Here is a 22,490-nt window from a genome sequence, read left to right as displayed (position 1 = left end):
CGGTTCGCGAACAGGGCTATCAGCAGGAAGGGCAGGATCGATGGACAGGAACCGCCATCGATCCTGCCGGACACGTGTCCGTTTCCGGTGGCTACTTCCCCCCACCTCCCGTCAGCGCCGACACGATATCGATCGGCAACGGAAACACGATTGTCGAACTCTTGTCGCCCGCGATCTGCGTCAGCGTCTGCAGGTAGCGCAGCTGCATGGCCTGGGGCTGGCGCGCCAGCATCTGGGCGGCTTCAAGCAGCTTTTCCGATGCCTGCAATTCACCTTCGGCGTGGATCACCTTGGCGCGCCGCTCGCGCTCGGCTTCGGCCTGGCGGGCGATGGCGCGCACCATCGTCTCGTTCAGGTCGACGTGCTTGATCTCGACGTTCGATACCTTGATGCCCCACGCATCGGTCTGGGCGTCGAGCACTTTCTGGATGTCGAGGTTGAGCTTCTCGCGCTCGGCCAGCATCTCGTCAAGCTCGTGCTTCCCCAGCACCGAGCGCAGCGTGGTCTGCGCCAGCTGGCTGGTGGCCTCAAGGAAGTTGGCTACCTGGATGATGGCGCGCTCGGGGTCCACCACGCGGAAGTAGATCACCGCATTGACCTTGACCGACACATTGTCGTGCGAGATCACGTCCTGCGGTGGCACGTCCAGGACCACCGTGCGCAGGTCCACGCGCACCATCTGCTGCACGACTGGGATGATCAGGACCAGGCCCGGGCCCTTGACGCGCCAGAAGCGGCCGAGCATGAACACCACCCCACGCTCGTACTCGCGCAGCACGCGGAACGCGGAAATCACCAGCAGTACGAGCAGGAAGACCAGTCCACCGAAGCTGAATCCGAATGCCATGTCGGGCTCCTTGTTGGGTCAGGCGTCGTGAATCGAAGTGACATCCAGCACCAGGCCGTGACGGCCCGTCACGCGCACGGATTGGCCGCGCGCCAGCGGTCGGTTGCTGTGGATGCGCCATTGTTCGCCGCGGACCATGGCCCAGCCGTCAGTCGGGGCCGCCGGGTCGGTCGTGTCGGCTACCACCACGCCGACGCTGCCCACCAGCGTGTCCGCCCCGCTGACTACCGGCCGGCGCCGCGCGCGCAGCAGCAACGCCGACATGCCGAACAGGAACACCGCCGAAATGCCGGACAGTGCGGCGATCAGCGAAAGCGGCACGCCAAAGCCGGGCACGTCGGTATCGATCAGCATTACCGCCCCGAACGCGAAGGCGATGATGCCGCCCACGCCCACGGCGCCGAACGTCGGCAGGAATACCTCGGCAACCATGCATCCCACGCCAAACGCGATCAGCGCCAGCCCGGCAAAATTGATGGGCAGCATCTGCAGCGCGAACAGGCCCAGCAGCAGGCAGATCGCACCGGCGATGCCCGGTACCACCATGCCCGGCGTGGAAAACTCGAAGATCAGCCCGTAGATGCCGATCATCATCAGGATCAGGGCCACGCTCGGGTCGGTGATGACCGCCAGCAGCCGGCTGCGCCAGTCGGGTTCCAGCGTGACGATGGGCGCGCCGGCCGTGTGCAGCGTGCGCGTGGCACCGGCCGCCTCGATCTTCCGGCCGTCCAGTTGGCGGAGCAGGGCGGGCAGGTCGGGTGCCACGAGATCGGCCACCTTCTGGGCCACGGCTTCGTCGGCGGACAGGCTCACGGCTTCGCGCACCGCCCTTTCTCCCCATTCGGCGTTGCGGTGCCGCAGTTGCGCCAGCCCGCGGATATAGGCCGATGCATCGTGCATCTGCTTGCGGGTCATGGTGTCCTCGCCGGCCGGCGCGCTGGCGGGTGACGATGCCGGTGCCGGAGCGGCCTCGGGCCTGGGGCCGCCGATGCCGATGGCTACCGGGCTGGCCGCGCCCAGATTCGTGCCAGGCGCCATGGCGGCCACGTGGCTGGCATAGAGGATGTAGGTGCCGGCGCTGGCCGCGCGTGCGCCGCCGGGATAGACGTAGGTCGCCACGGGTACCGGCGATGCCAGGATGGCCTGGATGATGTCTCGCATCGATTTGTCGAGGCCGCCGGGCGTGTCCATTTCCAGCACGATCAACTGGGCGCCCTGCTTGCGTGCGCGTTCGATGGCGCGCACCGCGAAGCTGGCGCTGGCAGGACCGATGGCACCCTGCACCGGGACGACATAAACCGGCGCCGCCGAAGTCGGCGCCACGGAACCTGCCGGATCGGGCGGGGCGGAAGGGGCGGGATGCGCGGGCGGGGCGGTCTGGACCGTCTGGGCGAGCGCGCCGGAGACCGTCAGCAAGACCAGGCTCAGACAGGCCAGCGCGAGCCAATGCAGCCCGTGCCAGTGGCCGGCAGGCGGCGGTGGCCGGTGCAGCGCAAATGCATGTGTCATGGCGGAGCGCGGCCCGCCGTGAATGCCGTGGTCGCGCCACTTTCAGTGTAGGCGACCGGCCACATCCTGCAGGATGAAGCGAACGATCAGGCCAGTCAGGCCACTGCCCGGGTATCGTCGAGCGTACCTGCCTGATCGGGCAGCATGTCGGCCAGCGCCATCAAGGCGGTGCCAGCCATCGACGGATGCCATGTCAGCACGGTGGTCACGCGTCCGGTGTCGCCCAGCGGATGGATGCCGATCTGCGGCAGGTTGCGATAAAGCGCCAGCACCGATCGCGGCACGATGCCAACGCCGATACCGGCCGCGGCACAGGTCACGATGGCGTGATACGAGCCAAGCTGGATCACGCGGTTCATGCCCCGGCCGCATTGGCCAAACCACTGCTCGAAGCGGGTGCGATAGTTGCAGCCGGTCTCGAATGCCAGCAGCGTGGCGCGTTCGATATCTTCGGGCGACTGGATGGGGCGATGGCTGGTGCTGGACACGATCACCAGTTCTTCGTCGAACGCCGGCAGGCTCACCAGATCCGGTTCGCCCAGCGGCTCGGCCACGAAGGCGCAATCCACCTCGAAGCGGCGCACCGCGTCGAGCGCCTTGCTGGTGATCAGCGTGACCAGCTCCAGTTCCACGTCCGGCCATTGCTGGTGATAGGCGGCCAGCATGTTGGGCAGGCGGCTGGCCGCCGTGCTTTCCATCGACGCGATGCGCAGTCGTCCGTGCGGATGTGCCGGCTGCACCGCATGCTTGGCTTCCTCGGACAACTGCAGGATGCGGCACGCGTAGTCGAACAGTGTCTGGCCTGCCGGCGTGAGCACCATGCGCCGCCCGTCGCGGACAAACAGTTCCACCCCCAGCGATTGTTCCAGCTGCCGGATGCGCGTGGTGACGTTCGACTGCACCCGGTGCAGCCGCTCGGCGGCCCGCGTAATGCCGCCGGCTTCCACTACCGTACGAAAAATCTCCAGTGCGGCCAGGTCCATATGCGTATCCCATTCAAATTGAGATGGGTTGCATCTCAATTATTCATTTTCCGTGATGGATCGTTCGCGCATAGCATAGTCAACAATACGCAAATGCTCCAGATTTCTGGGTGCCCTCAATTCGATGCCACGCTTGCCTCTCGCCGACGTTGAAGTTTCCGCCAGTCACGTAGCAGCCCGGTCAACCGCCGGGCCGCTGGCCGTGGCGCTGGCGGGCCTGGTGTCGCTGGCGCTCGCCATGGGTATTGGCCGGTTCGCGTTCACGCCGCTGCTGCCGATGATGTTGCACGATGGCACCGTGACGCTGGCCGAGGGCAGCGCGCTGGCGACGCTGAACTACATCGGCTACCTGCTGGGCGCGGTGTTGTGCCTGTTTATCCGGCCCGATCCGGTGCGCATGGTGCGCGGGGCGCTGGCGCTGACCGTGGTCCTGACGCTGGCGATGGCACTGCCCGGGGGCATGCCCGCGTGGCTGGCCTGGCGTACGCTGGCCGGCATCGCCAGTGCGCTGGTGATGGTGTACGGCACTGCCTGGTGCATGCAGCGGCTGGCGGAACTGGGTCATCCCACGCTGGGCGGGCTGATGTTCTGCGGGCCTGGCATCGGCATCGTGGTGACCGGGCTTTCCGCCTTTGGCATGGTCGGCGCGGGGTGGCAGGCCAACTGGGGGTGGATCACCTTCACGATACTGGGCGCCGTCATGCTGCTGCCGGTATGGCGCGTCTATGGATCGCCCGCGCCGGCGTCCTTGCACGGTGCCACGGCGGGGGCGGTGCCCACGGCGGCGCCCACGCCACGGCTCGATATCGAGACCTGGGCACTGACGCTGGCCTATGGCCTGGCCGGCTTCGGATACATCATCACGGCCACGTTCCTGCCCGTGATTGCCCGGCACGCCATGCCCGGCAGCGTCTGGGCCGACCTGTTCTGGCCGATCCTTGGCGCCGGCGTGGCGGTGGGCGCGTGGCTGGCAACCCGTGTCGGCATGCATCACGACAACCGTCGCATGATGATGGTGCTGTACACGTTGCAGGCGGCGGGCGTGGGCGTGGCCGCCGTGTGGCCCACCGTGGCCGGGTTTGCGCTGAGCAGCCTGCTGGTGGGCTTGCCGTTCACCGCGCTGGTGTCGTTTGCGATGCGCGAGGCACGGCGCCTGTGGGGCGGCCGGGCCGCAAAGCTGATCGGCCTGATGACGGCCGCCTATGCCATCGGCCAGATCGCCGGGCCGCCGCTGGCAACCGCGCTGGTGGCGCGCACGGGCGGATTCGCCGCCTCGCTGGGCGTGGCCGCGCTGGCGTTGCTGGCCGGCGCGCTGATCTACCTGTGGATGTGGCGCACGATGCCGGTGGGCGGACACACGCCACGCTAGCGACTGCGCTACAGTATCGGCTTCGCCGCTCACTCGACCCGGACGCCCCCGCGCCGGCGCTGCAGGGCGGCGCGAAAGCCAAGCCCCATGTCTTTTGCCTTGCAGCCCGGACGTGCTACCGGCCCGGTCCTGCCCATCAGCCCGGAAGAAGCGCGCGTTCGCGTGGACCTGGCCGCCGCCTACCGGCTGGCCGCGCTGGAACGCTGGGACGATCTCATCTACACCCATATCTCGGCCACCGTGCCTGGCGAGCCCGATCATTTCCTGATCAACCCGTTCGGTTTTGCCTTCGACGAAATCCGCGCGTCGGACCTGGTCAAGATCAATGGCCGGGGCGAGGTGGTAGGTGAAGCCGTGCATCCGGTGAACGTCACCGGCTTTGCGCTGCACGCGGCCGTGCATGCGGCACGTGCCGACGCGCATTGCGTGATGCACCTGCATAACACCGCCGGCATCGCCGTGTCCGCCCAGGCGGAAGGGCTGTTGCCGCTATCGCAGCATGCCATGCGCTTTCACGGCCGCATGGCCTATCACGACTACGAAGGCCTGGCCTTCACGCCGGCCGAAGGCGCGCGCCTGACCGCGTCGCTGGGCGGCCATCCAGCCATGCTGTTGCGCAACCACGGCACGCTGACCGTCGGGCGCACCGTGGCCGAGGCCTATGTGCTGATGGCGACGCTGATCAAGGCGTGCGAGATCCAGCTCGGCGCGCAACTGGGTAACGCCACGGTGCAGCCGCCACCGGCCATCGCGGACAAGACGTCGCTGCAGCTGTTCGACAACGGCGCCGTCGAGGGCGTGATGGAATGGCCCGCGCTGCTGCGCAGACTCGATAAAATCGATCCCACCTATAAAGACTGAAGATTCATCAAGGAGCCATGCAATGCCCACGTTTCATGTAGAGATGTTCGAAGGCCGTACCGTTGAGCAGAAGCGCAAGTTCGTTGAGGAAATCACGCGCGTCACGTGCGACACGCTGGGCTGCTCGGCCGGTGCCGTCGACATCATCATTACCGACATCAAGCGCGAGAACTGGGCCACTGGCGGTGAGCTCTGGCTCGACAAGAAGTGATTTCAGGCAGGGTTTGAACCGATGACCTCCGCAGTTTCCGCCATGCAGCAGTTTGCCTCTGACAACTACGCCGGCTTTTGCCCGGAATCGCTGAAGTATTTTCTGGAGGCCAACGCCACGGGCCATGAAAAGGCCTATGGCGACGACAGCTGGACGCAGAAGGTGTGCGATCGCATCCGCGATCTGTTCCAGACCGATTGCGAGGTCTTTTTCGTGTTCAATGGCACCGCCGCCAATTCGCTGGCGCTGTCGTCGCTGTGTCAGTCGTACCACTCGGTGATCTGCCACGAGCTGGCCCATATCGAGACCGACGAGTGCGGCGCGCCGCAATTCTTCTCGAACGGTTCGAAGCTGCTGACGGCGCCCGGCGAGAACGGCAAGCTGACGCCCGATGCCGTGGAGGCGCTGGTGACGCGGCGCTCGGATATCCACTATCCGAAGCCACGGGTCGTATCGCTGACGCAGGCGACCGAAGTGGGCACGGTCTATTCGGTTGACGAGGTGCGCGCCATTGCGGCCATCGCCAAGCGGCGGCAGTTGCGCGTGCATATGGATGGCGCACGCTTTGCCAACGCGGTGGCGTCGCTGGGCGTGCATCCGTCGGAGATCACGTGGCGTGCCGGCGTGGACGTGCTGTGCTTCGGCGGCACCAAGAACGGCCTGCCGGTAGGCGAGGCCGTGGTGTTCTTCGACCGCCGGCTGGCCGAGGACTTTGCGTATCGGGTCAAGCAGGCCGGTCATCTGGCGTCGAAGATGCGCTTTATCTCGGCGCCATGGCTGGGCATGCTCGAAAACGACGTGTGGCTCAAGAACGGACGCCATGCCAACGCCATGGCGACGTTGCTGGCCCAGCGCATCGCCGATATTCCTGGCGTCCGCATCATGTTCCCGACCCAGGCCAATGCGGTGTTCGCCGAACTGCCGCTGCCTGCGATCGAGGCGCTGCGCGCCAAGGGCTGGCTGTTCTATACGTTCATCGGGGCGGGCGGATGCCGGCTGATGTGCGCCTGGGACCTGCAGCCGGAAACGGTGGAGGCGTTCGCCGCCGATATCCGCGCCGCGTGCGTCTGATTCTCAAGATTCAACGATACCCACAACGATAACCAGAAAGTCCCAGGAGCCCCACGATGCAACACTATCGATTCTGCCCGCGCTGCGGCGCGGAACTGGAACACCTGCCGATGTCCGGGCGGTTCCGCCATGCCTGCGTGCAGGACGGCTGCGGCTTTGTGCACTGGGACAACCCGCTGCCGGTGCTGGCTGCGGTGGTCGAGTACGAGGGCAAGCTGCTGCTGGCACGCAATGCGGCCTGGCCGGAGAAGATGTTCGCGCTGGTCACCGGCTTCATGGAGCGGGACGAGACGCCTGAACTGGGCGTGGCGCGTGAACTCAAGGAAGAGACCAACCTCGATGCCGTGTCAGCGTCGCTGATTGGCGTCTACGAATTCATGCGCAAGAACGAGCTGATCATTGCCTACCACGTCCGGGCGGAGGGCGATATCCGACTGTCGGAAGAGTTGGTCGAATACAAGCTGGTGGCGCCGGACAAGATGCGGATCTGGAACGCCGGTACCGGCTTTGCCGTGGCGGATTTCCTGGAGCGGCGCGGCCTGCCGGTGCGTTTCTTCGACCGCGCCACTGGCGAGGTCATTGCCGACCCGCGCCGGCCGCCCGACTTCAGCCTCCTCGGCGCTTCGCTACAATACGGCATCAACCAGAATTAGAAGGTGAGAGGAATGGACTTCCAGAAAGAAGTGGACGCGCGCGGCCTGAACTGCCCGCTGCCGATCCTGCGGACCAAGAAGGCGCTGGCCGACATGGCCAGCGGCGAAGTGCTCAAGGTGCTGGCCACCGATCCCGGCGCCACGCGCGACTTCCAGGCATTCGCCAAGCAGACCGGCAACGAACTGTTGTCGCATGCCGAAGTGGACAAGGTGTTCGTGTTCTACATGAAGCGCCGCTGAACCCCGGCCGTCCGCGCCCATGCGACGGGCATGGACAAAAAAAACCGCCTCAGGAGAGGCGGTTTTTGTTTGGGCTGGCGCCGTGGCCGGTATGCCCGGTCAGCCGCGCTGCGCCAGGTAGGCGCTGAATTCCTCGCGCACTTCAGGGTGCTTGAGCGCGAATTCCACGGTGGCCTTCAGGTAGCCGAGCTTGCTGCCGCAGTCGTAGCGCACGCCCTTGTAGCGATACGCCAGCACCTGCTCCTGGTCCAGCATCGCCTGGATGGCGTCCGTAAGCTGGAACTCGCCGCCAGCACCGGGCTTGAGATTGCGGATGTGTTCGAAAATGCGCGGGGTCAGGATGTAGCGGCCTACCACGCCCAGGTTCGACGGTGCGTTTTCCGGGGCCGGCTTCTCGATGATGCCGGACATCTTGATCACGCGATCATCCCACTCGCGGCCATCGACCACGCCGTACGAACGGCTCTGTTCCGGCGAGATTTCCTCCACGCCAAGCACCGAGCAGTTGTAGTGGTTGTAGATGTCCACCATCTGCTTCATCACCGGCTCGTTGTCCTCGCCATCCAGCAGGTCATCGGCCAGCATGACGGCAAACGGCGCATCGCCCACCAGGCGGGCCGCGCACAGCACCGCGTGGCCCAGGCCCAGTGCCTCGGGCTGGCGCACGTAGAAGCACTCCACGTTCTTGGGCTTGATGGAGCGCACGACGTCAAGCAGCGCCTGCTTGTTCTTGGCTTCAAGCTCCATTTCCAGTTCGTAGGCCTTGTCGAAATGGTCTTCGATGGCCCGCTTGGAGCGGCCCGTGACGAAGATCATCTCGTTGATGCCTGCGGCCATGGCCTCTTCTACGGCGTACTGGATCAGCGGCTTGTCCACCACCGGCAGCATTTCCTTGGGACTCGCCTTGGTGGCGGGCAGGAATCGGGTGCCTAGCCCCGCAACGGGAAAGACTGCTTTGGTGACGCGGTTTTCCATTTCAGCTTCCTTTTTAATCCGGTGTCATACCGTGCCGTACGTGGGAGGAGCCGTCTGTCAGGTTTCGTCCGACTTACAGTCCGGACGGACCTGACCATCACATTCAGGACGGCAGACGCTGTAGTTGATCCTGCAGCTTCGCCAGCGTCTGTTCGAAATCCGACAAACGTTGTGTCTCCTGTGCCACGACGGCCGGAGGAGCCTTGGCGACAAAGCTCTCGTTGGAGAGTTTGCCACGGCACTTTCCGATCTCGCCCGCGATCCGCTCAATCTCCTTCGACAGGCGCGCACGCTCGGCCACGACGTCGATCTCGATCTTCAGCAGCAGGTGGTTGCCGCCGACGATGGCCACCGGGGCACCGGCACCTTCGCGCTGCAGCTCGGACTCGTCTTCGAACACCTTCACTTCGGAAAGTTTCGCCAGTGCCTGCACCTGGGCAGCGGCTTCCTTCAGGAATGCGCTGTCGCCATGCGCATACAGCGGGATACGCTGGGCCGGCGAGATGTTCATCTCGCCACGCAGGTTGCGGCAGGCGTCCACCACGGCCTTGAGCTGGGCCACCCAGGCTTCGGCGGCCTCGTCGATCTTGGCCGCTGCTGGCAGCGGGTAGGCCTGCGTGGCGATGGTCTCGCTGCCGTCGCCCTTGGCGCGGCCGGCCAGCGGGGCTACCTTCTGCCACAGTTCCTCGGTGATGAACGGAATCACCGGATGGGCCAGGCGCAGCACCGTTTCCAGCACGCGCAGCAGGGTGCGGCGCGTGGCGCGCTGTTGCGCCTCGGTGCCGGTCTGGATCTGCACCTTTGCCAGTTCCAGGTACCAGTCGCAGTACTCGTCCCAGACAAACTTGTAGATCGCGCTGGCGATATTGTCGAAGCGGTACTCGTTGAAGCCCTTCTCGACGTCGGCCTCCACGCGTTGCAGCAGCGACACGATCCAGCGATCGGCCTGCGAGAAGTGCAGGTAGCCGTCCGGGCCGCAGTCGTTGCTGCACGGGCCCATGCCGCAGTCATGGCCCTCGGTGTTCATCAGCACGAAGCGCGTGGCGTTCCAGAGCTTGTTGCAGAAGTTGCGATAACCCTCGCAGCGCCCGGTATCGAAATTGATGTTCCGGCCCAGCGTTGCCAGCGACGCGAACGTGAAGCGCAGCGCGTCGGCGCCGAAGGCGGGAATGCCGTTCGGGAATTCCTTCTTCGTCTTGGACTCGATCTTGGGGGCGTCCTTCGGACGGCGCAGCCCCGTGGTGCGCTTCTTGAGCAGCGGATCGAGTTCGATACCGTCGATCAGGTCCACCGGGTCCAGCGTGTTGCCCTCGGACTTGCTCATCTTCTTGCCTTCGGAGTCGCGCACCAGGCCGTGGACGTACACGGTGTGGAACGGCACCTTGCCGGTGAAGTGCTTGGTCATCATGACCATGCGCGCCACCCAGAAGAAGATGATGTCGTAACCGGTGACCAGCACCGACGACGGCAGGAAGTGCTTCAGTTCAGGCGTCTCGGCGGGCCAGCCCAGCGACGAGAACGGCACCAGCGCGGACGAGAACCACGTGTCGAGCACGTCTTCCTCGCGGCGCAGCGGGCCGGTGCTGCCAGCGGCCTGGGCCTTGGCCAAGGCGTCTTCCTCGGTGCGGGCGACGAAGCAGTTGCCGGCATCGTCGTACCACGCCGGAATCTGATGGCCCCACCAGAGCTGGCGGCTGATACACCAGTCCTGGATATTCGCCAGCCACTGGTTGTACGTGTTGATCCAGTTTTCGGGCACGAGCTTGATCTCGCCGCTCTGCACGGCGTCCAGCGCCACTTCGGCGATCGAGCGGCCCGGGTTGAACGTGCCTTCCGGCGCCGGCTTGCTCATCGCGACGAACCACTGGTCGGTCAGCATCGGCTCGATCACGCTGCCGGTGCGCTCGCTGCGCGGCACCATCAGCTTGTGCTTCTTGACCTCGCCCAGCAGGCCCTGGGCCTCCAGGTCGGCCACCATCTGCTTGCGGGCGTCGAAACGGTCCATGCCGGCGTAGGCGGCCGGCGCATCGGCCACCACCTTGGCGTCCAGCGTCAGGATCGACATCTGCGGCAGGTTGTGGCGCTGGCCCACGGCATAGTCGTTGAAGTCGTGCCCCGGGGTCACCTTGACCACGCCGGTACCGAATTCACGGTCGACGTACTCGTCGGCAATCACCGGGATCTTGCGGTCGGTCAGCGGCAGGTGCACGAACTTGCCGATCAGGTGCGCGTAGCGCTCGTCCTCGGGGTGCACCATCACGGCCGTGTCGCCCAGCATCGTCTCGGGACGCGTGGTGGCCACGGTCAGGTGGGTCAGGCCGCGCACGGCGTCCGGCTCGGCCAGCGGGTAATGGATATGCCAGAGCGAGCCTTCTTCCTCGACGCTGTCCACTTCCAGATCGGACACGGCGGTGCCCAGGACCGGGTCCCAGTTGACCAGGCGCTTGCCGCGATAGATCAGGCCCTGTTCGTACAGGCGCACGAAGACCTCGGTCACGGCCTGCGACATCTCGGGCGACATCGTGAAGTATTCGCGCGTCCAGTCGATCGATGCGCCCATGCGGCGCACCTGGCGCGTGATGGTGGAGCCCGATTCTTCCTTCCAGGCCCAGACCTTCTCGGTGAACCTCTCGCGGCCCAGGTCATGGCGCGACACGCCTTGCGCTTCCAGTTGGCGCTCCACCACGATCTGCGTGGCGATGCCGGCGTGGTCGGTGCCCGGAACCCACAGCGTGTTGGCGCCGCGCATGCGTGCGTGGCGGGCCAGGCCGTCCATGATCGTCTGGTTGAACGCGTGGCCCATGTGCAGCGTGCCGGTCACATTCGGCGGCGGCAGCTGGATGGCGAAATCGGGGCGGTTCGCATCGAAAGTGGGCTGGGCGATGCCGCGGCGCTCCCATTCGGGGCCCCATTTGGCCTCGATGGCGGCGGGTTCGAAGCTCTTGGCGAGGGACTGGTCTTCTGCGGTCATGCTCGGATGTCTTGGGATGCTTGGAATGCGGATCGGGGCTCGGACCGGCTCGCGGCGGGGCGGGCGGCGGCATTCGGCCGGGGAAAACGTCAAATTATAGGGGAGCCGGCGTACCGTTGCGCATTTCCGGGCGTGGAGCGGGCACTCGGGCGCTGCCGCGTGGCGGATGCCGACAGGTACGGACGATGGCCGCCGGTATAATTGCCGCCTACTTTACCGGCCCCGATCCGATGTCCAGCCTGCTTGCCAATCTCAACGCCGAACAACACGCCGCCGTCACTTTGCCGGACGAACCGGCCCTGATCCTGGCCGGCGCTGGCAGCGGCAAGACCCGCGTGCTGACCACGCGCATCGCCTGGCTGATCCAGAACGGGCGGGTTTCCCCGGCCGGCATCCTGGCCGTGACGTTCACGAACAAGGCCGCCAAGGAAATGCAGACGCGGCTGTCGTCGATGCTGCCGATCAACACGCGCGGTATGTGGATCGGGACGTTCCACGGCCTGTGCAATCGCATGCTCCGCGCGCACTTCCGCGACGCCGGGCTGCCCCAGACGTTTGCGATCCTGGATACCCAGGACCAGCTTTCGGCGCTCAAGCGGCTGCTCAAGCAGCTCAATGTCGACGACGAGAAGTACCCGGCCAAGAACCTCCAGTACTTCATCAACAACGCCAAGGAGCAGGGCCTGCGGCCGGCCGACGTCGAAGCCAATGACGACTTCAACCGCCGGTTTGTCGACCTGTACGCCGCGTACGACGAGCAGTGCCAGCGCGAGGGCGTGGTGGATTTCGCCGAACTGCTGCTGCGCTGCTATGAACTGCTGCGCTACAACGACGCCATCCGCCAGCACTACCAGCACCGCTTCCGCCATGTGCTGGTGGACGAGTTCCAGGATACGAACGTGCTGCAGTACCGCTGGCTGAAGCTGCTGGCCGGATACGGCACGGGCAGCGCCGCGGCGGTGTTCGCGGTGGGCGACGACGACCAGAGCATCTACGCGTTCCGGGGCGCCAACGTCGGCAACATGCGCGATTTCGAGCAGGAATTCCGCGTGCGGCACATGATCAAGCTGGAACAGAACTACCGGTCGCACGGGCATATCCTCGATAGCGCCAACCACCTGATCTCGCACAACGCGCGCCGGCTTGGCAAGAACCTGCGCACCGATGCGGGGCATGGCGAGCCGGTGCGCGTGTTCCAGGCCGGGTCGGACGGCCAGGAGGCATCGTGGATCGTTGAGGAAATCCGCGACCAGATCGCCCAGGGCATGACGCGGTCTGAAATCGCCATCCTGTACCGCAGCAACGCGCAGTCTCGTGTGATTGAACATTCACTTTTTTCGTCGGGCATTCCGTACCGCGTGTACGGCGGCCTGCGCTTCTTCGAGCGTGCCGAAGTCAAGCATGCGCTGGCGTACCTGCAACTGATCGAAAATCCGCGCAACGATGCGGCATTCGGCCGGGTGGTCAACTTCCCGACGCGTGGCATTGGCGCCAAGACGCTGGAAAACCTGCAGGACGCCGCGCGCCAGTACAACTGCTCGCTGGCCGAGGCGGTGGCCTACGTGCCCGGCAAGGGCGGCACGTCGCTGGCGGCCTTTCTGCGTCTGATCGAGCAGATGCGCGCCGAGACCAGCCGTATGACGCTGGCGCAGACCGTGGAGTACGTGACCAATACGAGTGGGCTGATCACGCATTACCAGGCCGAAAAGGAAGGCCAGGATCGCATCGAGAACTTGCAGGAACTGGTGACGGCTGCCCAGGCCTTCGTAGTGGAAGATGGATACGGGCTCGACGCGCTGGCCCGCATGCTGCCCGCCAGCCGTGACGCCGCGCCGGCGCTGGCGCAGGGCGACCAGGAACTGCAGGTGCTGGACCCCGAACAACTGCCGGTGGTGATGACCCCGCTGGTCGCCTTCCTGACGCACGCGTCGCTGGAAGCGGGCGACAACCAGGCGCAGGCCGGCCAGGATGCGGTGCAGATGATGACCGTCCACGCGGCCAAGGGCCTTGAATTCAACGCCGTGTTCATCACCGGCCTGGAAGAAGGGTTGTTCCCGCACGAGAACAGCGCCATGGAAGCCGATGGGCTGGAGGAGGAGCGCCGCCTGATGTATGTGGCGATCACCCGGGCGCGCCAGCGGCTGTACCTGTCGTTTGCCCAGAGCCGGGTCCTGCATGGCCAGATGCGCTACCACGTGCGCTCGCGCTTTTTCGAGGAACTGCCGGAACCCGCGCTGAAGTGGATCACGCCCCAGGGCCAGGCGTCATACGGCAACCATGGCGTCGGCCGGCAGGAGCGCGACAGCGCCTGGGGCCGCGACTGGTTCAAGCGAGCCGAAGACGTGCCGTACACGGGCAGCAAGGCCACCGGCGGCATGGATACGGGCAAGAACTACGCAGAGGAAAAACGCGCCGCGGCCACCGGTTTCCGCGTGGGACAGAACGTGTTCCACACGAAGTTCGGCGAGGGAAAGATCAAGGCGCTGGAGGGGGAGGGTGCCGATGCGCGCGCCAATATCGACTTCAAGCGGCACGGCGCCAAGTGGCTGGCGCTGGCGGTGGCAAAGCTGGATCCGATCGACTGAGGATCGGCATGCACCCCGGTGCCTTGTCGGCAGCGGGGCGCAGTCGTGATCAGGCCTGCGGGGCGCTTTCCGCCGCCTCCTCGGGCGGCACGATATTGAAGCAGCCGCGATAGGTGGCGTAGAACGAGCAGTACAGGATCGCCAGCATCAGTAGCGAGTACGGCGTTACCAGGAACGACAGTACCTGCTGCGCACCCAGCGCGGCGAAGACCGTCTCCAGGACCAGCGGCACGGCCACCAGCAGCACCGCGAACATCACGGCATACGTGAAGAACGCGCCGCGATTGCGCCAGCAGGCCGTCCAGCTGAAGAACAGCGCCTTGACGGGCGGCACCTGGTGCCAGGCGGCCAGCAGCGGCGCGAACCAGAACATCATCGCCACCGGCGTGTACAGCACCGCGCCGATCATCAGCGCGAAATAGAGCTGGCGGATGGCATCGGCCGATGGCTCCTCGCCGCGCAGCACGATGGGCGCCACCGCGCCGATATCGACCACGGCCGTGGCGATCAGGCTCAGCGAGAACACCAGCACCGCATAGATGGCACCGAGCACCAGCAGATGGCGCGTGGCCTGCTTGCCGTTGGTCCGGAATCCGGCCAGCAGGATGGTGGGCAGTACGCGCTTGTTCTGGATGACCTCGCGGCAGGCCGTCATCACGCCCACATACAGGCCGGGCGTGACGACCAGCAGGGCGATGATGCCGAACAGCGGCACGAAGATCGCCAGCTGGGCGGCAATCAGGTAGATGAACAGCAGCATCAGGAACGCCAGCGGGTTCTTGCGGAACAGCCAGATTCCCTGGCGCAGCCAGACGTAGCCTTCCTTGGCGGAAACTTCCAGTAGTTGCATGGCGAATCAGATCCAGGGGAGCGTCACACCGTCGTCGATGCGGCGGCGCAGGATGCGTTCGAAGTGGGTCGGATCGTGCGGCTGGAGCATGTCGGCCTCGCGCGGCAGGTAGAAATCCCACAGGCGCGACACCCAGAAGCGCAGCGCGCCGGCACGCAGCATGTCCTGCCAGTGCGCGGCTTCCACCGTCGTCAGCGGGCGGACTGCGTCATAGGCACGCAGCATGGCCTGGGCGCGGGCGGGGTCGAGCACGCCAGTCGCCAGGTCGATGCACCAGTCGTTGACGGTCACGGCCAGGTCGAACAGCCACTTGTCGTTGCCGGCAAAGTAGAAATCGAAGAAGCCGCCCAGCCGATGCCGGCCATCGGCCGTATCGAACAGCACGTTGTCGCGGAACAGGTCGCAATGGCAGGGGCCGCCCTGCAGCGCGGCGTAGTCGGCACTGCCGAAAAAGGCGGTCTGGTGCGCGATCTCGTCGGTCAGCAACTGGCGCTGGGCGGCGTCCAGGAACGGGGTGATCTCCGGCGCGGTCTGCTGCCACCAGCCCAGGCTGCGCAGGTTCGGCTGCTGGCGCGGGTAGTCCTGGCCGGCCAGGTGCATGCGTGCCAGCATGGTGCCGACTTCGGCACAGTGATCGGCCGCGGGGGCCAGTTGCGACGCGCCGGGCAGGCGCGTGACGATGGTGGCAGGCTTGCCCTTCAGCTCGCGCAGGATTTCGCCATCGCGCGCCGGCATCGGGGCCGGCACGCTGATGCCGTGGCGGGCCAGATGATCCATCAGGTGCAGGTAGTAGGGCAGCTGTTCGAAGCGCAGCCGCTCGAAGATGGTCAGCACGTACTCGCGCGTGATGCCATCCTGCTCCATGGTCAGAAAGAAGTTGCTGTTCTCGATGCCCGAGGCAATGCCGCGCAGCGCGCGCACTTCGCCAAGGTCGTAATCAAGCAGCCAGCGGGCGATCTCGTCCTGCGAGACCGTGGTAAATACGGCCATACTGTCAAATTGGTACGAAACGGGGGGACGGCGGACCGCAACCGCAAGGTTGCCACGTTCCGCCGCCGCGGCATTGCTGCCGGAGGGCCGGCGCGATCCTCGCCAGGCAAGCGGCGCCGGCGCGGATCGTGGGTGAGAAAGGCGTAAGACTATCAGGTCTGCCGGATCGATCCTCAGAACTGGTCGGAACCCAGACTCAGAACTTCAGGTTTACCGACGGCACGCGATTCACATCGTGGTCGCGAATCCGGGGCGAGCTGTCTTCAGGCTTGCTCATCTCGTACTTCGTGCCAAAACCGGATTGCACCTGGATTTCGGTGGCGCGCCCCTTGTCGCGGTACTCGGTGACCTGGGTGCCGTCGCGTTCGCGCAACTGGAAGCTTGGCTCGCGCGGCTGGTTCAGCTGGCTCTTCGCGGCGGGAGCAATCGGCTGGTTATTGATCTTGTTGAGTTCCTGCTGCGTCAGCGCATTGCTGGTTTCCTCTGCCAGCGCCGCCTGGGTGGCAGTCAGTGCCAGGACGGTGGCAGCGAGCGCGAGCAGATAGCCGTGGCGGCCGATGGCGGCATGCAGATCGGCCAGCCTGGCACCCGGTTGCGAAGGGGAAGTCATCTGAGGCTCCTGTGCGCGCGGGCAGATGGGCCCCGCGACGCGGAATTGGCCTGCACGCAGCCGGCGGCGCCGGATGTGGCAGGTGGACAGGCTTCCATTCTAGCAATTCCTGTCGTTTCCGGGCCGCTCTCGTGGCCTTGCGTCCACCTGCCGGACCTCGTCGGCCAGCAGGTGGAAGTGGCGCGTAATGCCTTACAGATAGAACATTTCTTCCTTGGGCGGGATCGGGTTGTCGCCGCCACGCTTCTCGTAGTACTCGTACACGGCTTCGAGCACTTCCTGCGGTTCGTCGACGATCTTCATCAGGTCCAGGTCGTGTTCCGCGATCAGGCCCATCGGCAGCAGCGTGAAGCGGAACCAGTCCAGCAGGCCCTTCCAGAACCGGCTGCCATACATCACCACCGGCACCGAGCGCGACTTGCCGGTCTGCACCAGCGTCAGCACCTCGGCCAGTTCGTCGAGCGTGCCGAAGCCGCCCGGCATGACGATGAACGCGTCGGAATTCTTCACGAACGTGACCTTGCGCGTGAAGAAATGGCGGAAACGCATGGCAATGTCCTGGTACGGATTGCCCTGCTGTTCGTGCGGCAGTTCGATGTTCAGGCCCACGCTGGCGGACTTGCCCGCGTGCGCGCCCTTGTTGGCCGCTTCCATGATGCCGGGGCCGCCGCCGGAGATCACCGCGAAGCCCGCGTCCGAGAAAAGCCGGGCGATTTCGATGGTCTTCTGGTAGTACGGCGAATCTTCGCGCAGGCGCGCGCTGCCATAGATCGAGACGGCCGGGCGGATCTCCGAGAGGTACTCGGTGGCCTCGATGAACTCTGCCATAATCGTGAACATTTGCCACGAGGCGCGCGCCTTCTTGGCCGTCGCACGGTCTTCGTCGGCCAGCGCACGCAGGCTTGGAATCATCTTGCGCGGATTTGCGCGCGCTGCCGCCGCACGCGCGGCAGCTTCCTGTTCTTCGGGGTTCTTGCCGGCAGCCGCGGCATCGGCCTTGGCGGCGATGGCTGCGGCATGTGCCGAGGCCTTGCCGGGCGGCGGATTTACCGTGTTACCGGAAATGTCGGAAACATCCGTGTCGGCGAGGGGCGCTGAGTCTGCGCCGCCAATGGGGGCACCAGTCAATTTAGAGTCCATGGGAATGTCGGATAGTCCAAAAACACTCTTGCTCGTCGATGGATCGAGCTATCTGTATCGCGCGTATCACGCGCTGCCGGACCTGAGGAATGGCGAAGGTCTGCCCACAGGGGCAATCTACGGCATGATCAACATGTTGCGCAAGCTGCGCAACGATTACCCGGCACAGTATATCGCCTGCGTATTCGACGCCAAGGGCAAGACGTTCCGGGATGATATGTACCCCGCATACAAGGAGCATCGTCCGTCGATGCCCGAAGACCTGGCCCGGCAGATCGAGCCGATCCACGAGGCGGTGCGCGCGCTGGGATGGCCGATCGTGGTCGTCGAAGGCGTGGAAGCCGACGACGTGATCGGCACGCTGGCATGCCAGGCCACGCAGCAGGGCGTGCGTACAGTGGTATCCACGGGCGACAAGGACCTGGCGCAGCTGGTCAACGACAGCGTCACGCTGGTCAACACGATGAGCGGCGAAGTTCTGGACCCGCCGGGGGTGGTGAACAAGTTTGGTGTGCCGCCCGAGCGTATCGTCGACTACCTGTCGCTGATCGGCGATGCCGTGGACAACGTGCCCGGCGTGCCGAAGGTGGGCCCCAAGACCGCGGTGAAATGGCTGACCGAATACGGCACGCTCGACCAGATCATGGCCGGCGCCGACGGCATCAAGGGCGTGGTGGGCGAGAACCTGCGCAATACGCTGGACTGGCTGCCCCGTGCGCGGGAACTGGTCACCGTCAAGACCGACTGCGACCTCAGCAACGCCGTGGCCGACTTCCACGCGCTGCATGGCCTGGGCGAGGACAAGGACAAGCTGGTGGCGTTCTTCCAGCGCTACGGCTTCAAGACCTGGCTGCGCGAGGCCACCGGCGAGTCGCTGCCGAACGCGCGCGCAGCCGCGGCCCGTGCCACGCCACAACCGGCGCAGGGCGGTCTGTTCGATGCCGCACCGGGCGCCGCCGAGGACCAGTCGGCCGAAGACCTGCCGCCTGCCGAGATCCGCTACGAGACGGTGACGACCGAAGTCGCGCTCGATGCGTGGCTGCAGAAGCTTGTCGACGCGCCGCTGGTGGCGATCGATACGGAAACCACGTCGCTCGATCCGATGCTGGCCGAACTGGTGGGCATCTCGGTATCGGTGGAGCCGGGCGAGGCTGCCTATATCCCCGTGGCGCATCGCGGCCCGGACGTGGCCGGCGCGGAGAACCACGGCCAGCTGTCGCGCGACTACGTGCTGGACAAGCTGCGCGCGTGGCTGGAAGACCCGTCGCGCCTGAAGCTGGGCCAGCACCTGAAGTACGACGCGCACGTGTTCATGAACCACGGCGTCACGTTGCGCGGCATCGCGCACGACACGATGCTGGAAAGCTACGTGCTGGCGTCGTACCGCAACCATGGCATGGACAGCCTGGCCGAACGCCTGCTGAGCCTGAAGACGATTACCTATGAAGAGGTGTGCGGCAAGGGCGCCAGTCAGATCGGCTTCGACCAGATCGACCTGCAGCGCGCCACGGAATACGCGGCCGAGGATGCCGATGTCACGCTGCGCCTGCATCGGAAGATGCTGCCGGAACTGGAGCGCGCCGAGGGCCTGAAGTACGTCTACGAAGGCATCGAGATCCCGGTGTCGGTTGTGCTGCAGAAGATCGAGCGCAACGGCGTGCTGATCGATGCCGGCAAGCTGGCCGCGCAGAGCGCCTCGCTGGGCCAGCGCATGCTTGAAGCCGAGCAGGCCGCGCACGAGGCCGCCGGCCAGCCGTTCAACCTGGGGTCGCCAAAGCAGATCGGCGAGATCCTGTTCACGCAGATGCAGTTGCCGGTGGTGAAGAAGACCGCCAGCGGCGCGCCGTCGACCGACGAAGAGGTGCTGCAGAAGCTGGCCGAGGACTACCCGCTGCCGAAGCTGCTGCTGGACTACCGGGGCTTGTCGAAGCTCAAGTCGACCTATACCGACAAGCTGCCGAAGATGGTCAACCCGAAGACCGGCCGTGTGCACACCAGCTATGGCCAGGCGACGGCGGTGACGGGCCGGCTGGCGTCGACCGATCCGAACCTGCAGAACATCCCGGTGCGCACCGAGGAAGGCCGCCGTATCCGCGAAGCCTTTATCGCCGGGCCGGGCAATGTGATCGTGTCGGCCGACTACTCGCAGATCGAGTTGCGCATCATGGCGCATATCTCGGGCGACGATAACCTGCTGCGCGCATTTGCCAATGGCGAGGACATCCACCGCGCCACGGCCAGCGAGATCTTCGCCGTGGAGCGCGATGCCGTCACCAGCGAGCAGCGCCGCTACGCCAAGGTCATCAACTTCGGCCTGATCTACGGCATGAGCGCGTTTGGCCTGGCCAGCAACCTGGGCATCGAGCGCGAGGCGGCCAAGCACTATATCGACCGCTACTTCATGCGCTATCCGGGCGTGGCCAACTATATGGAGGAAACGCGCCAGAAGGCGCGCGAGCAGGGCTACGTGGAAACCGTGTTCGGCCGCCGTCTCTGGCTGCCCGATATCCGTGGCGGCAACGGCCCGCGCCGCCAGGCCGCCGAGCGTGCCGCCATCAACGCGCCGATGCAGGGCACGGCCGCCGACCTGATCAAGCTGTCGATGATTGCCGTGCAGGACTGGCTGGAGACGGACAAGCTCGGGTCGCGCCAGATCATGCAGGTGCACGATGAACTGGTGCTCGAAGTGCCGCAGGCCGAGTTCGACCTGGTGAAGACGAAGCTGCCCGAGCTGATGTGCTCGGTGGCGACGCTGAACGTGCCGCTGGTGGCCGAAGTGGGCAGCGGCGCGAACTGGGAAGAAGCGCACTAGCGGTCGCACTGGCGGGCGCACCCCGGGATCACTTCCCGGGGGTGCCGCCATCACAGTGCGGCGTGCCCCGGCGGGGCACAGATTGCAGCGTTGCCGCTGTCTCCCGCGCGATGCCGATGTATGCAAAGAAGTACTGTCTGAATCGACCCTGGAAGGCTTGCCAGCCGTGCTGCTCTGCAGCACACTGACATCAAACCAGCCGTTTCCTGCAGTACCCGCAGTACACAGAACATCGGCCTCGCGGTGCGAGACCACAACAGAAAGACGCCGCAGGGGCCTGCACCTGTTTTCAAATTGAAAACATCGGGTAGACCATGAGCAACGCACAAGGCAGAGAGGAAAGCGCCCCCACTCCTATCGACACTACCGCAGGTGGCACGCAAGTCAGCGTGGCACCGCGTCCTTCGAACCTCCCCCACCGGATCATCGTGGTTGGCGGCGGGGCCGGCGGGCTTGAACTCGTCACGCGGCTCGGCGACAAGCTGGGCAAGTCGCGACGCGCACAGGTGACGCTGGTCGACCGTATGCCCACGCACATCTGGAAGCCGCTGCTGCACGAAGTGGCTGCCGGCAGCATGGATCCGAACACCCACCAGCTTGAGTACGCCGCACAGGCGCGCTGGCACCACTTCGACTTCCAGCAGGGCGAACTGACTGGCATCGATCGCGCACGCAAGGTGGTCAACGTGGCGGCCTGCATGGATCAGGACGGTACAGAACTGCTGCCCGCGCGCGAACTGCCATACGACACGCTGGTGCTTGCGATCGGCTGCATCACGCATTTCTTCAACGTGCCGGGTGCCGCCGAGCACGCCATCGCGCTCGATACCGTGGATCAGGCCGAACGCTTCCGCCGCAGGCTGATCGCGGCCTGCGTGCGCGCCCAGAACGGCAAGGGGCGCATCGGCGCGGATGGCCGGCCGCAGGTGGACGTGGCGATCATCGGTGCCGGCGCCACGGGCGTGGAACTGTCCGCCGAGCTGCGCAATACCGCGCACGTGCTCAATGCGTATGGACTGCACCAGCTGGACCCACGCCGCGATGTGCGGATCCATGTGATCGAGGCCGGCCCGCGTATCCTGCCGACGCTGTCCGAACGCGTGTCCGCCGAGACCACCAAGTTGCTGCGCAAGCTCGACGTCGACGTCTTTACGTCGGAGCGGGTGACCGAAGTGACGGGCGACGCGGTGCTGACAGCCAGCGGCAAGCGCATCGATGCGGACCTGACCGTGTGGGCGGCCGGTATCACGGCGCCGGGCGTGTTGCGCACGCTGGGCCTGCCGGTCAGCAAGATGGGGCAGCTCGTGGTGGGCCCCACGCTGCAGACCGAGACCGATCCCGACGTCTTCGCATTCGGCGACTGCGCCGCTGCGCCGTGGGCCGAGAAGCAGACCACCGTGCCACCGCGCGCGCAGGCCGCGCACCAGCAGGCCACGTTCCTGTACGACGCGCTGCGTGCCCGGCTCGATGGCAAGCCGTTGCCGAAGTTCGGTTTCAAGGACTTTGGCTCGCTGGTGTCGCTGGGGCACTTCAGCGCCGTGGGCAGCCTGATGGGCGGCCTGATCGGCGGATCGATGTTCATCGAAGGGCTGATGGCGCGCTTCATGTACACGTCGCTGTACCGCATGCACGTGCTGGCGCTGCATGGCGCGATCGGCATGGGGCTCGACACGGTGACGCACTGGCTGCGCAGCAAGACCAGCCCGCGCGTGAAGCTGCACTGACCGGGACGGACGAGACCGGGCCGGGACGATAGGGGGGGCGGATCAGGGCCGATGGCCGGCGGCGCATGCCTGGGCGTGCGCTGGCGGCC

The 22,490-nt window shown here is 65.6% G+C and carries 18 protein-coding genes; 9 read left to right on the top strand and 9 right to left on the bottom strand.

What is annotated here, in order from left to right:
- Nucleotides 1-91 precede the first annotated feature (91 nt).
- From ACOABP_RS04490 to ACOABP_RS04480, 3 genes are all read right to left on the bottom strand, one after another.
- A complete protein-coding gene (locus ACOABP_RS04490) occupies nt 92-847 on the bottom strand; it encodes a slipin family protein (protein ID WP_474227137.1) in 756 nt (251 codons plus the stop codon).
- 18 nt (nt 848-865) lie between these two features.
- Complete coding sequence (locus ACOABP_RS04485; RefSeq protein ID WP_474227136.1) at nt 866-2,356, bottom strand: NfeD family protein; 1,491 nt, start codon at nt 2,354-2,356, stop codon at nt 866-868.
- 95 nt (nt 2,357-2,451) lie between these two features.
- Nucleotides 2,452-3,339: a LysR family transcriptional regulator gene (locus ACOABP_RS04480; protein WP_474227135.1), complete on the bottom strand. Its 888-nt coding sequence runs from the start codon at nt 3,337-3,339 to the stop codon at nt 2,452-2,454.
- Between the two features lie 124 nt (nt 3,340-3,463).
- On the opposite strand from ACOABP_RS04480, the gene ACOABP_RS04475 reads away from it, so the two are divergent.
- From ACOABP_RS04475 to ACOABP_RS04450, 6 genes are all read left to right on the top strand, one after another.
- The gene (locus ACOABP_RS04475) at nt 3,464-4,708 is read left to right on the top strand and encodes a YbfB/YjiJ family MFS transporter (protein ID WP_474227134.1); all 1,245 of its coding nucleotides are present in this window, start codon (nt 3,464-3,466) and stop codon (nt 4,706-4,708) included.
- Between the two features lie 87 nt (nt 4,709-4,795).
- A complete protein-coding gene (locus tag ACOABP_RS04470; RefSeq protein WP_474227133.1) occupies nt 4,796-5,569 on the top strand; it encodes a class II aldolase/adducin family protein in 774 nt (257 codons plus the stop codon).
- Between the two features lie 22 nt (nt 5,570-5,591).
- Nucleotides 5,592-5,780, top strand: a complete 189-nt coding sequence (locus ACOABP_RS04465; RefSeq protein ID WP_066731596.1) for a 4-oxalocrotonate tautomerase — start codon at nt 5,592-5,594, stop codon at nt 5,778-5,780.
- 42 nt (nt 5,781-5,822) lie between these two features.
- Nucleotides 5,823-6,851, top strand: a complete 1,029-nt coding sequence (locus ACOABP_RS04460; RefSeq protein WP_066731594.1) for a threonine aldolase family protein — start codon at nt 5,823-5,825, stop codon at nt 6,849-6,851.
- Nucleotides 6,852-6,907: 56 nt separating this feature from the next.
- On the top strand, nt 6,908-7,504 hold the full coding sequence (locus ACOABP_RS04455; protein WP_474227132.1) for an NUDIX domain-containing protein: 597 nt from the start codon (nt 6,908-6,910) through the stop codon (nt 7,502-7,504).
- A 12-nt stretch (nt 7,505-7,516) separates the two neighbouring features.
- Nucleotides 7,517-7,744, top strand: a complete 228-nt coding sequence (locus tag ACOABP_RS04450; protein ID WP_008645216.1) for a sulfurtransferase TusA family protein — start codon at nt 7,517-7,519, stop codon at nt 7,742-7,744.
- A gap of 99 nt (nt 7,745-7,843) precedes the next feature.
- On the opposite strand, the gene galU is transcribed toward ACOABP_RS04450, so the two are convergent.
- Together galU and ACOABP_RS04440 are read right to left on the bottom strand one after the other, a co-directional pair.
- Nucleotides 7,844-8,719, bottom strand: a complete 876-nt coding sequence (gene galU, locus ACOABP_RS04445; protein WP_474227131.1) for a UTP--glucose-1-phosphate uridylyltransferase GalU — start codon at nt 8,717-8,719, stop codon at nt 7,844-7,846.
- A gap of 103 nt (nt 8,720-8,822) precedes the next feature.
- Complete coding sequence (locus ACOABP_RS04440; protein ID WP_474227130.1) at nt 8,823-11,690, bottom strand: valine--tRNA ligase; 2,868 nt, start codon at nt 11,688-11,690, stop codon at nt 8,823-8,825.
- Between the two features lie 230 nt (nt 11,691-11,920).
- On the opposite strand from ACOABP_RS04440, the gene ACOABP_RS04435 reads away from it, so the two are divergent.
- Nucleotides 11,921-14,275 (top strand): UvrD-helicase domain-containing protein, encoded by a 2,355-nt coding sequence (locus ACOABP_RS04435; protein WP_474227772.1) that lies wholly within the window; start codon nt 11,921-11,923, stop codon nt 14,273-14,275.
- Nucleotides 14,276-14,324: 49 nt separating this feature from the next.
- Here the strand turns inward: ACOABP_RS04435 and ACOABP_RS04430 are convergent, their stop codons facing one another.
- From ACOABP_RS04430 to ACOABP_RS04415, 4 genes are all read right to left on the bottom strand, one after another.
- A complete protein-coding gene (locus ACOABP_RS04430; RefSeq protein ID WP_474227129.1) occupies nt 14,325-15,125 on the bottom strand; it encodes a BPSS1780 family membrane protein in 801 nt (266 codons plus the stop codon).
- A gap of 6 nt (nt 15,126-15,131) precedes the next feature.
- The gene (locus ACOABP_RS04425; RefSeq protein WP_474227128.1) at nt 15,132-16,115 is read right to left on the bottom strand and encodes a homoserine kinase; all 984 of its coding nucleotides are present in this window, start codon (nt 16,113-16,115) and stop codon (nt 15,132-15,134) included.
- Nucleotides 16,116-16,311: 196 nt separating this feature from the next.
- Nucleotides 16,312-16,725 carry a DUF2782 domain-containing protein gene (locus ACOABP_RS04420; RefSeq protein WP_066731583.1) on the bottom strand — a complete coding sequence of 138 codons (414 nt, stop codon included), beginning with the start codon at nt 16,723-16,725 and terminating at the stop codon, nt 16,312-16,314.
- A gap of 192 nt (nt 16,726-16,917) precedes the next feature.
- The gene (locus ACOABP_RS04415; protein WP_175459820.1) at nt 16,918-17,865 is read right to left on the bottom strand and encodes an LOG family protein; all 948 of its coding nucleotides are present in this window, start codon (nt 17,863-17,865) and stop codon (nt 16,918-16,920) included.
- Nucleotides 17,866-17,869: 4 nt separating this feature from the next.
- Here ACOABP_RS04415 and polA point away from each other — a divergent pair, with 4 nt between their 5' ends.
- Together polA and ACOABP_RS04405 are read left to right on the top strand one after the other, a co-directional pair.
- Nucleotides 17,870-20,677: a DNA polymerase I gene (polA, locus tag ACOABP_RS04410; RefSeq protein ID WP_474227127.1), complete on the top strand. Its 2,808-nt coding sequence runs from the start codon at nt 17,870-17,872 to the stop codon at nt 20,675-20,677.
- 314 nt (nt 20,678-20,991) lie between these two features.
- Nucleotides 20,992-22,401: an NAD(P)/FAD-dependent oxidoreductase gene (locus ACOABP_RS04405; protein WP_474227126.1), complete on the top strand. Its 1,410-nt coding sequence runs from the start codon at nt 20,992-20,994 to the stop codon at nt 22,399-22,401.
- Nucleotides 22,402-22,490: the final 89 nt, after the last annotated feature.

Source organism: Cupriavidus sp. HE11, assembly GCF_056097175.1.
Note: the sequence above shows the minus strand (reverse complement) of the source record. Positions and strands in the feature narration are given on the sequence as shown.

Bases quoted from the DNA above. Each gene is read 5' to 3' on its own strand.
- ACOABP_RS04490 (WP_474227137.1), bottom strand. From the start codon at position 847: ATGGCATTCGGATTCAGCTTCGGTGGACTGGTCTTCCTGCTCGTACTG.
- ACOABP_RS04485 (WP_474227136.1), bottom strand. From the start codon at position 2,356: ATGACACATGCATTTGCGCTGCACCGGCCACCGCCGCCTGCCGGCCAC.
- ACOABP_RS04480 (WP_474227135.1), bottom strand. From the start codon at position 3,339: ATGGACCTGGCCGCACTGGAGATTTTTCGTACGGTAGTGGAAGCCGGC.
- ACOABP_RS04475 (WP_474227134.1), top strand. From the start codon at position 3,464: ATGCCACGCTTGCCTCTCGCCGACGTTGAAGTTTCCGCCAGTCACGTA.
- ACOABP_RS04470 (WP_474227133.1), top strand. From the start codon at position 4,796: ATGTCTTTTGCCTTGCAGCCCGGACGTGCTACCGGCCCGGTCCTGCCC.
- ACOABP_RS04465 (WP_066731596.1), top strand. From the start codon at position 5,592: ATGCCCACGTTTCATGTAGAGATGTTCGAAGGCCGTACCGTTGAGCAG.
- ACOABP_RS04460 (WP_066731594.1), top strand. From the start codon at position 5,823: ATGCAGCAGTTTGCCTCTGACAACTACGCCGGCTTTTGCCCGGAATCG.
- ACOABP_RS04455 (WP_474227132.1), top strand. From the start codon at position 6,908: ATGCAACACTATCGATTCTGCCCGCGCTGCGGCGCGGAACTGGAACAC.
- ACOABP_RS04450 (WP_008645216.1), top strand. From the start codon at position 7,517: ATGGACTTCCAGAAAGAAGTGGACGCGCGCGGCCTGAACTGCCCGCTG.
- galU (WP_474227131.1), bottom strand. From the start codon at position 8,719: ATGGAAAACCGCGTCACCAAAGCAGTCTTTCCCGTTGCGGGGCTAGGC.
- ACOABP_RS04440 (WP_474227130.1), bottom strand. From the start codon at position 11,690: ATGACCGCAGAAGACCAGTCCCTCGCCAAGAGCTTCGAACCCGCCGCC.
- ACOABP_RS04435 (WP_474227772.1), top strand. From the start codon at position 11,921: ATGTCCAGCCTGCTTGCCAATCTCAACGCCGAACAACACGCCGCCGTC.
- ACOABP_RS04430 (WP_474227129.1), bottom strand. From the start codon at position 15,125: ATGCAACTACTGGAAGTTTCCGCCAAGGAAGGCTACGTCTGGCTGCGC.
- ACOABP_RS04425 (WP_474227128.1), bottom strand. From the start codon at position 16,115: ATGGCCGTATTTACCACGGTCTCGCAGGACGAGATCGCCCGCTGGCTG.
- ACOABP_RS04420 (WP_066731583.1), bottom strand. From the start codon at position 16,725: ATGACTTCCCCTTCGCAACCGGGTGCCAGGCTGGCCGATCTGCATGCC.
- ACOABP_RS04415 (WP_175459820.1), bottom strand. From the start codon at position 17,865: ATGGACTCTAAATTGACTGGTGCCCCCATTGGCGGCGCAGACTCAGCG.
- polA (WP_474227127.1), top strand. From the start codon at position 17,870: ATGTCGGATAGTCCAAAAACACTCTTGCTCGTCGATGGATCGAGCTAT.
- ACOABP_RS04405 (WP_474227126.1), top strand. From the start codon at position 20,992: ATGAGCAACGCACAAGGCAGAGAGGAAAGCGCCCCCACTCCTATCGAC.